Below are 12,609 nucleotides of genomic sequence, written 5' to 3' on the forward strand. Positions count from 1 at the left end.
TTGATTCTAGTGCCATCATTTCAGCATTCACCAGCGATACTTTGTTTTGTTATTACAAATTTGCTGTAACTGTTGTTTCCTGGTTGATTCTCTTTTGGCCGCTGCCGGGCTTGCCTTGTACTGGTGCGTGATGCCCCGTTCAGGTGCTGCGTTGCACCATGCCGCCCACCCAGATTGCCTGCGTGCTGTATTGCACCTCGATCAGACACGGCTGCTGCGTCACGTAGCCCTGATGCAGGCGCAGCGACTGTTGTCGGTGCGCTGACAGCGCGCCCGCCGCCACGCCCGTGGCGCTGTCTTCCAGCGCCGGATCGCGGTGGTTGAAGTTGCGCCCTTCATATTCATGCTCGCCCGTGCGGCAATACGCATAGCAGCCGCTGACCTGATGCAGGGCGCTCCAGTCGGCGATCAGTTCCAGGTTCGGCCGCAGTGCGCGGAGGGTGGTGCGGTCGGCCACTTCCAGCAGCAGCTTCGGGCTGCCGACGGACGCGATCACGGGCGGCGACAGCAAGTGCATGTGCTGGCCCATCAGTTCCGACGGCACATATTTTTCCAGCATGACGACCGGTGCCGGCTGCGGCGCCAGGCCGATGAAGAATCCTTCCGCGCGGCGCGCCAGTTGCAAGGCTTGCCCGCGCATGGCCGTGCTCACCGTCAAGGTTGCCGGGGCGCCGGGCGCCGTCAGCAGCACATGCGCGGCGGCCAGGGTAGCGTGCAGGCACAGGGGGCTGCGCGTGTGCGGATAAAAATAGTCGAGCACGATGGCACCGTCCGCCTGCCGGTCGAGGAAGACGCAGGCGCTGACCTGGCGTTCGCGCGCGAAGGTCTGGCGCGCCGTTTCGCTGCTGCCGTCGTTTTCCACGACCAGCGCCGCATTGCCGCCACCGGGTGCGGCGCCGAAACATTTTAATAAGTGAATGATCATGGCGGTCGATGGGCAAGATAAAACATCAGCATAAACGAAAATAAGTGCAAAGCTCCGCGATGTCTTGGCTGGATGGAGTCAAAGGCTGCGCCTATTGACGCTTTCGTGGAAGTGACATATCAGCAGATGATATACTTCCCGCATGAGGACCGATCCTGCCATTGACACATTGCTGGACCTGGATGGTTCCATCCTCGACCAGGATGGCGGTTATTGGATCAAGATAGAAGCCAGGCGGACGGAAGTGTCGGATGAGATTCCTCACGGCATACGCTACTCGCTGACGCTGCACGAACCGTATGGCAAACGCATCCTCGGTTACGACAATGCGCACATGGTAAAGCCGCCAAAGAAATTCAAATATGCGGGACGTATCGTGGCATTCGACCATAAACACCGGCATCCGTCAGATCAGGGAGTGCCATACGAATTCAAGGATGCGCAGCATCTCATCAATGATTTCTTTGCTGACGTGGACCGCATTTTGCTGGAGATAAAAAAGCAATGAAACCGATTTTTATTGGCATCATGCCGCAAGAGAAAATCCGCGAACGCGTGCTCGCCATCGCTCGCGGCATATATAAACCGAAGGCGGATGAGCCCAAGGTCTGGTTCACTTCGATCAAATCGCTGGCGGAAGTCCTGAGCGACGAAAACCGGGCGTTGTTGCACGTGATTCTGGAAACGCAACCGGAATCCATCTCGGCCTTGGCTGAAACAACGGGTCGTAAACCGAGCAACCTGTCGCGCACATTGAAAACAATGTCCAATTACGGCATCGTGGAATTGAAACGGGAGCGCAATCAAGTTCGCCCCGTAGCCACAGCGACGGAGTTTCGCATAGTTGCTAACTGATTTGCCGGACTATCAATGTGGCCTGTCATGCGACAGGCCAAAGCCTAGCGCGGGCCGGCAGACGCTCCGTGCGCCCATCAAAATGAACACTATCCGGCTGAAACCGGCTACTTGACTCAGGATGAGTATATTATACTGTGTTTATATACAGTATTGAGGTAGATCATGTGGGGCGCCGTCTTACCCGAGTATGCTGAGTTGTACTGCCTGAGCAATTTCAGCTTCCTGCATGGCGCCTCGCATGCGGAAGAGCTGGTGGCGCGCGCAGTGCAGCTTGGTTACAAGGCGCTGGCCATCACGGACGAGTGTTCGCTGGCCGGCGTCGTGCGCGCCCATGCGGTGGCCAAACGGGCCGGTTTTCCCCTGATTATCGGCGCGCATTTTCATTTGACGCAGGCCGACGGCAGTCCGGGGCCGTCCCTGCTGGCCCTGGTGCGCGATATCGATGGTTACGGCAATCTGTCGGAACTGATCACCATGGCGCGCACGCGGGCGGCCAAGGGGCGCTATCTGCTGACGTCCGATGATTTCACCGCGCCTGCGGCGGAGTTTGCCCATTTGCGGGGCTTGCCCGGCTGTCTGATGATCTTGCTGCCCGGCTATGCGGTCGAGGCGGAAACCGTGCGCGCGCAGGGAGAGTGGATGGTATCCACCTTTGGCCGCGAGCGCAGCTGGATCGGCCTGAACCTGCTGCAGCGGGCGCAGGATGACGCCCATCGCAGCGCCGTGCAGGAGGCGGCGCAGGCGCTGGGCTTGCCCGTGGCGGCCGTCGGCCATGTGTGCATGCACGTGCGGTCGCGCAAGCCCCTGCTCGACACGCTGTGCGCAATTCGCTTGGGCAAACCCGTGGGCGAGTGCGGCTATGCGCTGGCGCAAAATGCGGAACAGCATCTGCGCGCGCGCTTGCGCCTGGCCAATGTGTATCCGCCGCAAGCGTTGGCGGAAACCGTGCGCATCGCCAAACTGTGCACATTTTCCCTCGACAGCTTGCGCTATGACTATCCCGACGAGTTGGTGCCGCACGGCCACACGCCGGCGACGTATCTGCGCGAGGAAACGTATGCGGGCGCGCGCCTGCGCTTTCCGCTCGGTATCCCGGCGAACGTGCAGGAACAGATCGAGCAGGAGCTGGAGCTGATCCGGGATCTTTCCTACGAAGCGTATTTTTTGACCGTCTACGACATCGTGCGCTTTGCGCGCTCGCAAAACATCCTGTGCCAGGGCCGGGGTTCGGCCGCTAATTCGGCCGTCTGCTATTGCCTGCACATCACGGAAGTGGACCCGGCGCGCGGCAATTGCCTGGTCGGGCGCTTCATGTCGCGCGAGCGCAACGAGCCGCCCGACATCGACGTCGATTTCGAGCACCAGCGGCGCGAAGAGGTGATTCAATATATCTACGGAAAATATGGGCGCGAACGGGCCGCGCTGGCCGCCGTGGTGATCAGCTACCGGCCGAAGAGTGCCTTGCGCGACAGCGGGCGGGCGCTGGGAATCGATCTGGTCATCGTGGAAAAAGTGGCCAAGGCGCATCGCTGGTTCGACGGCAAGCGCGATCTGCTGGAGCGCCTGGCCGAATGCGGGCTGGACCCGGAAGCGGAATTGTCGCAGCAGTGGGCGGGCCTGGCGCAGCAGCTGCTGGGCTTTCCCCGCCATCTGTCGCAGCATCCGGGCGGCTTTGTCATCGCTCAGGAAAAGCTGTCGCGCCTGGTGCCGATTGAAAACGCGACCATGGCCGAACGCAGCGTCATCGAGTGGGACAAGAACGACCTGGAAGAACTGGGCTTGATGAAGGTCGACGTGCTGGCGCTGGGCATGCTGTCGGCCCTGCGCCGCGCCCTGGAACTGGTCAGTGGGCGGCGCGGCGAGGAATTTCGCCTGCAGGATATTCCCGCCGAAGACCCCGCCACCTACGACATGATGTGCCAGGCGGACACCATCGGCGTATTCCAGATCGAGTCGCGCGCGCAGATGAGCATGCTGCCCCGGCTGCGGCCCCGAGAATTCTACGACCTCGTCATCGAGGTGGCGCTGGTGCGCCCCGGGCCCATCCAGGGCGGCATGGTGCATCCGTATCTGCAGCGGCGCCAGCAGAAAGAGCCGGTCGAGTATCCGAAGGGCCTGGACAAGGCGCTGGGGCGCACCCTGGGCATCCCGATTTTCCAGGAGCAAGTGATGCAGGTGGCCATCATCGCGGCCGATTTCACGCCCGGCGAGGCCGATGAGCTGCGGCGCGCCATGGCGGCCTGGAAACGCAAGGGCGGCATGAACAATTACAAGGAACGCATCGTCGAAACGATGGTCAAAAATGCGTATAAACGGGAGTTCGCGGAGGCCATCTTCAGTCAGATCGAGGGCTTTGGCGAATACGGCTTTCCCGAGTCGCACGCGGCCAGTTTCGCGCTGCTGACCTACGCCAGTTCCTGGCTGAAATGCCACGAACCGGCTGCCTTTCTGTGCGCCTTGCTCAACAGCCAGCCCATGGGTTTTTACAGTCCCTCGCAACTGGTGCAGGATGCGCGCCGCCATGGCGTGCAGGTGCTGCCCGTCGACGTGGCCGTCAGCGGCTGGGAGGCGGCGCTGGAAGCGCCGGCAGGGCAGGGCGGGCAGCGTGATGCACCGGCCGTGCGCCTGGGCTTGAACAGCCTGTTCGGCATGCGCGCGGAGGCCGCCCGGCGCATCGAGGATGCGCGTGCCATCGCCGCCTTCGTCGATGTGGCCGACCTGGCCCGGCGTGGCGGCCTGGACCGCCATGACTTGCAGGTGCTCGCTGCCGGCAACGCGCTGCATGCGCTGGCCGGGCACCGGCGCGAAGCCCTGTGGCAGGCGGCCGGCGCCGTGCCCGACAGGGACTTGCTGCGCGATACCACGCAAGAGGAAGATTTGCCCGTGCTGGCCGCGCCGACGGAAGGCGAGAGCATCGTCAGCGACTACCGTGCACAAGGCCTTACTCTGGGCCGCCATCCGCTGGCGCTGCTGCGCAAACAATTGCTGGAACAGCGCTTCATGCCGGCGTCCACACTGATGACGTACACGAGCGGGCAAGTGGCGCGCGCCTGCGGCATCGTCACCGTGCGCCAGCGTCCGGGCACGGCCAAGGGGGTGATCTTCATGACCCTGGAAGACGAGACGGGCACCGTCAACGTCATCGTCTGGCCCGACCTGGTGGAAAGCCAGCGGCGCGAAGTGCTGAGCGCGCCGCTGCTGGGCGTGTATGGCGTGTGGCAAAGGGAGGGCATCGTGCGCAACCTGGTGGCCAAGCACCTGGTCGATATGTCGCATTTGCTGGGGCGCTTGCGGACCAGCAGCCGCGATTTTTGTTGAGAGTTGCCGGCGGGGAGGAGGGCATGGCATTATTTGAATATGACAACATTACCCGAACCGACACTGCGTCCCGCCCTGGTCGCCGACGCGCCCGCTATCGTCGCCCTAATCGACGACTTGATGCCCTTTTTGACCCTGCACCCGGACGGCGCGGGGGCGGAAAAGTTCATCGAGAACTGCCGCCAGCCCGCCATCGAAGGCTATCTGTCGCTGCCCAATTACGCCTACCAGCTCGCGCATATCGACGGCGTACTGGCCGGCGTGGTGGCCATGCGCGACAACACGCATCTGTTCCACATGTTCGTGCCGCGCGCCCTGCACCGGCGCGGCATGGCGCGCTGTTTGTGGCAGGCAGCCCGCGACGCGTCGCTGGCCAGGGGCGGCGTGACGGCGTTTACCGTCAATTCCTCGGCCTACGCCTTGCCCCTGTATCAAAGCCTGGGCTTTGTCGCCACAGGGCCGAAGGTGGAAACGGGCGGCATCGCTTTCGTGCCGATGCGCATGGATTTATAAAAATAACCCAACGGCAAGGACTGGGGTCGTACCCGGCGGGGGCATTTTTCCCAGTGGGAAAAATGCCGATCCCGAAGGGAGCGACCTACCATCTGACAATCTTCCCCGGATTCATGATGTTCTTCGGGTCGAGCGCGTGCTTGAGGGCGCGCATGGTGTCGATGGCGCCCTCGCCATGTTCTTCCACCAGGAAAGCCATCTTGTGCATGCCCACGCCATGCTCGCCCGTGCACGTGCCGTCCATGCCGATGGCGCGCGTGACCATGTCGCTGTTGACCTTTTCGGCGCGCGCGATGTCGGCCGGGTCGTCGGGGTCGACCAGCATCTGCACGTGGAAATTGCCGTCGCCCACGTGGCCGATGATGGCGTAGACGAGGCCCTGCGCCTCGCAATCGGCCTTGGTGGCGAGGATGCATTCGGCCAGGCGCGAAATCGGCACGCAGCAGTCGGTGGAAATGGCGCGGCTGCCCGGCCGCATCTGCAGCAGGGCGAAATACGCGTTGTGGCGCGCGGCCCACAGGCGCGAGCGCTCTTCGGGGCGGCTGGCCCACTCGAAATCGCTGGCGCCGTGCTCCGCCGTGATGGCTTGCACCAGCTGCGCCTGCTCGGCCACACTGGCTGGCGTGCCGTGGAATTCAAACAGCAGCAAGGGTTTTTCCGGCAAGGCCATCTTGTCGTAGGCATTGATGGCCTTGACGCCATTTTCATCGAGAAACTCGACCCTGGCCACGGGAATACCCATCTGGATGGTCTGGATCACGGCGCTGACGGCCTCGCCCGTGCCGGGGAACGAACACACGGCCGCCGAGATCGCTTCCGGCAGCGGATACAGTTTCACGGTCACTTCCGTGATGATGCCCAGAGTCCCTTCGCTGCCGACAAATAAACGCGTCAGGTCGTAGCCGGCCGACGATTTTTTCGCCCTGGTCCCCGTCTTGATGATGCGGCCATCGGCCGTCACTACCGTCAGGGCCAGCACGTTTTCGCGCATGGTGCCGTAACGCACGGCGTTCGTGCCCGAGGCGCGCGTGGCCGCCATGCCGCCCAGCGAGGCATTCGCACCCGGGTCGATGGGGAAGAACAGGCCCGTGTCGCGGATGTCCTCGTTCAACTGCTTGCGTGTCACGCCCGCCTGCACGGTGGCCGTCAAGTCTTCATTGTGCACGGCGACCATGTGATTCATTTGCGACAGATCAATCGTCACGCCGCCATGCAGTGCCAGCACATGGCCTTCGAGCGAAGTGCCGCTGCCGTAGGCGATGACGGGCACGTCGTGCGCGCTGCACAGCTTGACGGCGGCCGCCACTTCCTCGGTGGAATGGGCGAAGATGACGGCATCGGGCAGCATGGGGGGATAGCTCGACTCGTCGCGGCCATGGTGTTCACGCATGGCTTGCGTCATGGAAAAGCGGTCGGCAAAGATCAGGGAAAGTACGGCAGCAAGAGATTCGGGCAGCGGTTTTTTCAGTACCGCCAACTGGTCAGTTTGATTCACGCAAGTCCTCCGTTTTTTTTATTCTACTCCGCGTCCGGGGATTTCACTGAAGCGCCAGTTAATTTTTTGCCGCTTGTAAAAAAATCCGCATGGCGCGCCGTGCATTGGTTGTAAATGAGAATCATTTCCATTAAAATGCCCGCCAGTAGTTATTTTGCAATGCATGCTTCCACCCGAAAGGCCATGCCATGAAATTCCCCCTGTCCCTCGCCGCCGTCCTGCCCGTCTGCGTGCTGGCGCTGAGCGCATGCAGCAGCGTCGCTCCGCTGAGTACCACGACTGCGGCATCCGCTACTGTGCAAGACGTGCGCCAGCTGGGCGAGATCGTCGACCTGCGCAGCGGCCAGCGCTTGACTGCCGAGCAATTGCTGGCCCAGCTGGCCGCCGCCCCGAGGGTCATCGTGGGCGAGCAGCATGACCAGCTCAGCCACCACCGGATCGAGCAGTGGCTGTTGCTGCAATTGCAGGGGCAGCGCCCGCAAGGCAGCGTGTTGCTGGAAATGCTGAACCCGGACCAGCAAGCCAAGGTGGACAAGGTCAAGCCGTGGCTGCAGACGGACCCCGTCGTGCGCCCCGAACACGTGGCCGAGCTGCTGGCCTGGCAGCCGAGCTGGAAGTGGGCGCAATATGGCGACCTGGTCATGACCGTGATGCGCGCGCCGTATCCCGTCTGGTCGGCCAACCTGGACCGCAGCGAAATCAAGCAACTGTTTGTCGACCAGCCGGCCGTGCAGGGCAAGCATTCGAATCTGGCCAACGATGGCAAGGTGCATGACAAACTTAAAGATATCATCCGCGTCATGCACGACAACCAGATCGATGCGCCGCGCCTGGCCGCCATGCTGTCGGTGCAGCAGCAGCGCGACCGCCGCATGGCCGAGCGCCTGCTGGCCGCGCCCCCGCCCGCCGTGCTGATCGCCGGCGCCTACCATGCGCACAAGGACCTGGGCGTGCCGCTGCATGTGCAGGACTTGACGGGCGGCCCCGCGCCGCTGGTACTGGTACTGGCGCAGCAGGGCGCCACGGTGCTGGCGCCGCAGGCGGATTTTGTGTGGTACACGCCGGTGGCGGCACCCGCCGTCGCCAGCGCCAAGTAATTCGTTGTAACTCCGCCGGGCGTTCAGCCCGGCACTCCTCCCCAGCAAGCTTCTTCGCAGCAGCCAGGTAGTTTTTCCGATTTTTTTGCATGCGCGTGCGCGCCGTTGGCGCAGCCATGCCTGTTACCTGTTGAAGCTCCCATGCGTATCCTCTGTATCAAAGCCGCCGCCGGCGGCGTGTTTCTTTCCCTGTTCCATGCCACGGCGCAAGCGTCCGCCTTACCGCACGATATGTCGCCGCTGGGCATGTTCTTCGCCGCCGACCAGATCGTCAAAAGCGTGCTCATCGGCTTGCTGCTCGGCGCGCTGGCCACCTGGGTGGTCTTGCTGGTGAAGGGTGCCAGCTTGCTGCAAGCGCGGCGCGCGGCGGCGCAAGCCGTCGCCATGCTGAAGACGGCAACGTCCTTGCCGGACGCGGCCGTCAAAGTAGAGGGCGCAGGCAGCAATTCGCTGGCGCAGCAGCTGCTGGCCGAGGTGCAGCAGGAACTGAGTCTGTCGCATGCCAGCGCGCCGGCGGCGGCCCTGAAGGAGCGGGCCGGGTTTCGCCAGGAGCAATTGATCGCGCACAAGGTACGCAGCATGACGCAAGGCATCGGTTTACTGGCCAGCATCGGCGCCGTGGCGCCGTTCGTCGGCCTGTTCGGCACCGTGTGGGGCATCATGAACAGCTTTATCGGCATCGCCGTCAGCCAGAGCACGAATCTGGCGACCGTCGCGCCCGGTATCGCGGAAGCCTTGCTGGCGACAGCGCTGGGCCTGGTGGCGGCGATACCCGCCGTCGTCATCTACAACGTCTTGAGCCGTGGCATCAATCAGTACAAGGCGCAGCTGCGGGCCGCTTCCGCGCAAGTGCTGCTGATGCTGAGCCGCGACCTCGACGTGCGCCAGCAGGCCTGAGCCATGGCCAGCCTTTTCCCATCGCAGGACGACGACACGGCCGACATGCCGGAATTGAGTGAGATCAATGTCACGCCCTTCATCGACGTGATGCTGGTGCTCTTGATCATCTTCATGGTGGTCTCGCCGCTGGCCACCGTCGACCTGAAGATCGACTTGCCGGCCGCCACGGCCAAGCCCGAGCCGCGCCCCGAAAAACCGGTGTTCGTTTCCCTGAAAGCCGACCACAGCCTGTACCTGGGCGAGTCGCCCGTGGCGCGCGGGCAGCTGGGCAGCCTGCTCGATGCACAGACGGGCGGCGACCGCCAGCGCACGCTGTTTTTCCAGGCCGACAAGCAAGCCGCGTATGAAGACGTGCTGGGCGTGATGGATGCCCTGCGCCAGGCCGGCTATCTGAAAGTGGGCCTGGTGGGCCGGGAGGAAGGGTGAATCCCCGTCCGGTATTGAGCTGGGGCATCGCCACGTCGCTGGTGGCGGCTACCGCACTGTCGCTGCTGCTGTGTGCGGCCTGGCAGCCCGTCGCCGTCGCGCCCGCGCAGCCGCCCGCCAGCGTGATGGTCGTATTTGCCGCGCAAGCGATGTCGCCGGAGACGCAACAGGCAGCAGCGGCAGGGGCGCGCCAGTCGGCCTCGTCCAGCGCAGCCCAACCGAAAAAGAGTACGACCAGGCAGCAAGCGCTGCCCGTGCTGGCGCGCGCCGCCGCGCCGAAAATCGTCGCGGCCGAAAAAGAAGCGAAGGCAGAAGCCAGTCCGTCGCCAGATCCCGGCAAGGATGCCGCCAGGGAAGCGTCCATGCAAGCGCAGGCCAGCAGCAGCGCCACGCCGGCGCCAAGTTCGGTGCGCGGTCCGCAGGCGGCGCCGTTCGACAGCGACACGCCGCCCGCCAGCGCAGCGCCCGCCAGCTGGCAAAGCCGGGTGCTCAGCCATCTGGCCCATTTCAAACGCTATCCGGGCGACGCGCGCCAGCGCAAGCGGGCCGGCGCCGCCTGGGTACGCTTCCAGGTGGACCGCGACGGCAAGCTGCTGGCCAGCGAACTGGTCACTTCATCGGGCACGGTGCTGCTCGACCGCGAAGCGCTGCAAGTGCTGCAGCGCGCGCAGCCGCTGCCGGCGCCGCCCGACAAGGTCTTACACCAGGGCACGGTGACCGTCACCTTGCCCGTCTCGTTCAAGCTGGAGCCAGGGCAGGACAAGGCATGAGGATGCCGATTGTATTCATTAAAAATCCAACCATAACAAATCGAGGGTGTATGCATATCAAGACAATGACACGAGCCGTGGGCGTCTGCATGGCGTTGCTGGCGCAGCAGGCATGGGCGCAAGAGAGTAGCGACGGCAAGGTCGTGTTTTCGCCGCTGAATGTATCGGGTGAAACGGTTCCGGCGGAACAGCAGGCGCTGGAAAAGCCGGGCGCCGTCAGCGCGCGCGGCGCGGACACGCGCTTGCAACCCGTGGACCAGATCGTGCGCAGCATGCCGGGCACGTTTACCCAGATCGATCCGGCGCAGGGCGCCGTCAGCGTCAACATCCGTGGCCTGTCGGGCCTGGGGCGCGTCAACATGATGGTCGATGGCGTGAGCCAGAATTACTATGGCAGCGCACCGTCGTCCGTGTCGCACGGCGGCGTGCCCAGCAGCCAGTTCGGCGCCCTGATCGACCCGAACTTCATTATCGGCGTGGATGTGTCACGCGGCAATGTCGTCGGCGGCGACGGCGTCAATGCACTGGCCGGCAGCGCCAACTTCCGCACCATCGGCGTCGATGACGTGGTCTTCGCCGGCGAAAAGGTGGGCGCGCGCACGAAGATGTCGACAGGGAATAACGGCGTGGGGCGCAGCGCCATGCTGGCCGTGGCCATGAAAAACCCTGCCTTCGATGGCGGCAGCGTAGGCTTTATGGCGGCCACCAGCGCGAGTGTTATCGGCAACAACTACAAGAATGCGAAAGGCGTCAACAGCGAGGAATTCGGTTTCGGCTACAACCGCTATTACAAGCAAAAGCCCAAGTCGCAGCTGCTCAAGCTGGATCTCACATTGAGCGACTTCCACGCCCTGGAGCTGTCGGCGCGCGACTACCGCAGCACGTTTACGCGCCGCGATATCCGCAGCAATGACTACTACGTCAAATATCACTACACGCCGTTTTCGGAATTGATCGACCTCAATGTGGTGGCCAGCAGCAGCCGTGGTAACCAGAAATATATGCCTGAAGCGTTGACCAATTTCATCAACACGAATGCGGCCAACCGCGCCGATGCCATCGACATCAACAACACGAGCAGCTTCAAGCTGGCCGGCGGCGATGCGCTGGTGACGGTGGGCGGCAAGCTGATGCGCAACAAGTACAGCAAGCACGTGGAAAGCCTCGTCGACGATCCGGACAACCCGGATGCGAACCAGCAATCGATTGAAAATAATACCTTCGGCCCCGAGGGCGTGCAAAAGATCAGCAGTCTGTACGCGGGCCTGCAATACAACCGCGGCATGGTTCAGGTCAATGCGGGCCTGAACACCACGCACTTTGATTTGACCGGCCACAAGCCCGCCTGCGATCCGCGCGTGCAGTGTTTCCCGCAGGGGGCGAGCAATATTGCGCTGAAAGAACACGGCATCAACCCTTCGCTGCTCGTTTCCGCGCAAGTGACGCCGTGGTTCCAGCCGTTTGCCAGCGCCGAGCGCACCATGCGCGGGCCGAATCCGCAGGAAGTGTTTTTCTCGAATGACGGCGGGGCTTCGATGAACCCGTTTCTGAAGGGCGAGAAAGCGACGACCTATCAGCTGGGCTTCAATTCCAGCCTGCATGGCTTGCTGAGCAAGAATGATGTGCTGAATTTCAAGGCGCTGTATTTCAAGAGCAAGATCGATGGCTATATCACCAGCCAGTCCTTCCTCGTGTGCGACCGCGGGCGCAAGTGCAATATCGCGGAAGTGCTTGCCAATGATTGGCAGAATGTCGATGACTACATGACCAATATGTATATCTACATCAACTCGGCCACGCCCGTGTATTCGCGCGGATGGGAACTGGAAGCGCAATATCATCTGGGACCGGCGTATGCGCGCCTGTCGTACACGCGCGAAACGACGCGCCAGCCCACCTCGATCGCCAGCGCCTGGTTCGGCGCAGCCGACATCAGCGAGCTGCCCAGCGTGTATTACAACCTCGACGTGGGCACGCGCCTGCTGGATAACAAACTGGAAGTGGGCGCGATCCTCAAGCACACGGGTTCGAACCGCCGCCTGTCGCCGGACAACGAAACCGATGAAGCAACGGGTGAAGTGCTGAAGGCCGACAATCCGAAGATACCGGCCGTGATCGACTTGTATGCGAGTTACCAGGTGTCGAAAAACCTGTTCCTGCGCCTGTCCGTGCAGAACGCCATGAACAAGGATTTTTCGGAAGCGCTGAACCGCCTGAACTCGATGCCGTCGCAGTCGCAGGACAACACGCCGCTGAGCACGGCGCGGGGCAGGACGTATGTGGCGGGGCTGGAGTACCGGTTTTAAG

General features: G+C 62.7%; 11 protein-coding genes. 9 read left to right on the forward strand and 2 right to left on the reverse strand.

Translation table 11 applies throughout. The features are described 5' to 3' along the window. Nucleotides 1-139 precede the first annotated feature (139 nt). Nucleotides 140-925 (reverse strand): PhzF family phenazine biosynthesis protein, encoded by a 786-nt coding sequence (locus CSQ95_RS07040; protein WP_099408965.1) that lies wholly within the window; start codon nt 923-925, stop codon nt 140-142. A gap of 142 nt (nt 926-1,067) precedes the next feature. Here CSQ95_RS07040 and CSQ95_RS07045 point away from each other — a divergent pair, with 142 nt between their 5' ends. The 4 genes from CSQ95_RS07045 (at nt 1,068) to CSQ95_RS07060 (ending at nt 5,614) form a co-directional block, all read left to right on the forward strand. Further along, nucleotides 1,068-1,433, forward strand: coding sequence for a DUF6516 family protein (locus tag CSQ95_RS07045; protein ID WP_099408966.1), 366 nt, complete (start codon nt 1,068-1,070; stop codon nt 1,431-1,433). After that, on the forward strand, nt 1,430-1,780 hold the full coding sequence (locus CSQ95_RS07050; RefSeq protein ID WP_070291776.1) for a transcriptional regulator: 351 nt from the start codon (nt 1,430-1,432) through the stop codon (nt 1,778-1,780). Before CSQ95_RS07045 ends, CSQ95_RS07050 begins: the two co-directional genes overlap by 4 nt. 165 nt (nt 1,781-1,945) lie before the next feature. After that, the gene (locus CSQ95_RS07055; RefSeq protein WP_099408967.1) at nt 1,946-5,101 is read left to right on the forward strand and encodes an error-prone DNA polymerase; all 3,156 of its coding nucleotides are present in this window, start codon (nt 1,946-1,948) and stop codon (nt 5,099-5,101) included. 39 nt (nt 5,102-5,140) lie between these two features. Next, nucleotides 5,141-5,614, forward strand: coding sequence for a GNAT family N-acetyltransferase (locus CSQ95_RS07060; RefSeq protein WP_257217971.1), 474 nt, complete (start codon nt 5,141-5,143; stop codon nt 5,612-5,614). 85 nt (nt 5,615-5,699) lie between these two features. Here CSQ95_RS07060 and CSQ95_RS07065 read toward each other — a convergent pair whose 3' ends face one another. Then, the gene (locus tag CSQ95_RS07065; protein ID WP_257217972.1) at nt 5,700-7,109 is read right to left on the reverse strand and encodes an FAD-binding oxidoreductase; all 1,410 of its coding nucleotides are present in this window, start codon (nt 7,107-7,109) and stop codon (nt 5,700-5,702) included. Between the two features lie 188 nt (nt 7,110-7,297). Here CSQ95_RS07065 and CSQ95_RS07070 point away from each other — a divergent pair, with 188 nt between their 5' ends. The 5 genes from CSQ95_RS07070 to CSQ95_RS07090 all read left to right on the forward strand — a co-directional run bounded on the left by CSQ95_RS07070 (nt 7,298) and on the right by CSQ95_RS07090 (nt 12,608). Then, on the forward strand, nt 7,298-8,206 hold the full coding sequence (locus CSQ95_RS07070; RefSeq protein WP_070310987.1) for a ChaN family lipoprotein: 909 nt from the start codon (nt 7,298-7,300) through the stop codon (nt 8,204-8,206). A gap of 141 nt (nt 8,207-8,347) precedes the next feature. After that, complete coding sequence (gene exbB, locus CSQ95_RS07075; RefSeq protein ID WP_099408968.1) at nt 8,348-9,103, forward strand: tonB-system energizer ExbB; 756 nt, start codon at nt 8,348-8,350, stop codon at nt 9,101-9,103. Between the two features lie 3 nt (nt 9,104-9,106). Then, nucleotides 9,107-9,532: a TonB system transport protein ExbD gene (gene exbD / locus CSQ95_RS07080; protein WP_099408969.1), complete on the forward strand. Its 426-nt coding sequence runs from the start codon at nt 9,107-9,109 to the stop codon at nt 9,530-9,532. Then, on the forward strand, nt 9,529-10,302 hold the full coding sequence (locus CSQ95_RS07085; protein ID WP_143449914.1) for an energy transducer TonB: 774 nt from the start codon (nt 9,529-9,531) through the stop codon (nt 10,300-10,302). The genes exbD and CSQ95_RS07085 overlap by 4 nt, the downstream gene beginning before the upstream one ends. A gap of 50 nt (nt 10,303-10,352) precedes the next feature. Then, nucleotides 10,353-12,608, forward strand: coding sequence for a TonB-dependent receptor domain-containing protein (locus tag CSQ95_RS07090; RefSeq protein ID WP_099408971.1), 2,256 nt, complete (start codon nt 10,353-10,355; stop codon nt 12,606-12,608). Nucleotide 12,609: the final 1 nt, after the last annotated feature.

Source organism: Janthinobacterium sp. BJB304 (assembly GCF_002735765.1).
Lineage (GTDB): Bacteria > Pseudomonadota > Gammaproteobacteria > Burkholderiales > Burkholderiaceae_D > Janthinobacterium.

Coding starts and splice junctions, on each gene's coding strand:
- CSQ95_RS07040 (WP_099408965.1), bottom strand. CDS start 925: ATGATCATTCACTTATTAAAATGTTTCGGCGCCGCACCCGGTGGCGGC.
- CSQ95_RS07045 (WP_099408966.1), top strand. CDS start 1,068: ATGAGGACCGATCCTGCCATTGACACATTGCTGGACCTGGATGGTTCC.
- CSQ95_RS07050 (WP_070291776.1), top strand. CDS start 1,430: ATGAAACCGATTTTTATTGGCATCATGCCGCAAGAGAAAATCCGCGAA.
- CSQ95_RS07055 (WP_099408967.1), top strand. CDS start 1,946: ATGTGGGGCGCCGTCTTACCCGAGTATGCTGAGTTGTACTGCCTGAGC.
- CSQ95_RS07060 (WP_257217971.1), top strand. CDS start 5,141: ATGACAACATTACCCGAACCGACACTGCGTCCCGCCCTGGTCGCCGAC.
- CSQ95_RS07070 (WP_070310987.1), top strand. CDS start 7,298: ATGAAATTCCCCCTGTCCCTCGCCGCCGTCCTGCCCGTCTGCGTGCTG.
- exbB (WP_099408968.1), top strand. CDS start 8,348: ATGCGTATCCTCTGTATCAAAGCCGCCGCCGGCGGCGTGTTTCTTTCC.
- exbD (WP_099408969.1), top strand. CDS start 9,107: ATGGCCAGCCTTTTCCCATCGCAGGACGACGACACGGCCGACATGCCG.
- CSQ95_RS07090 (WP_099408971.1), top strand. CDS start 10,353: ATGCATATCAAGACAATGACACGAGCCGTGGGCGTCTGCATGGCGTTG.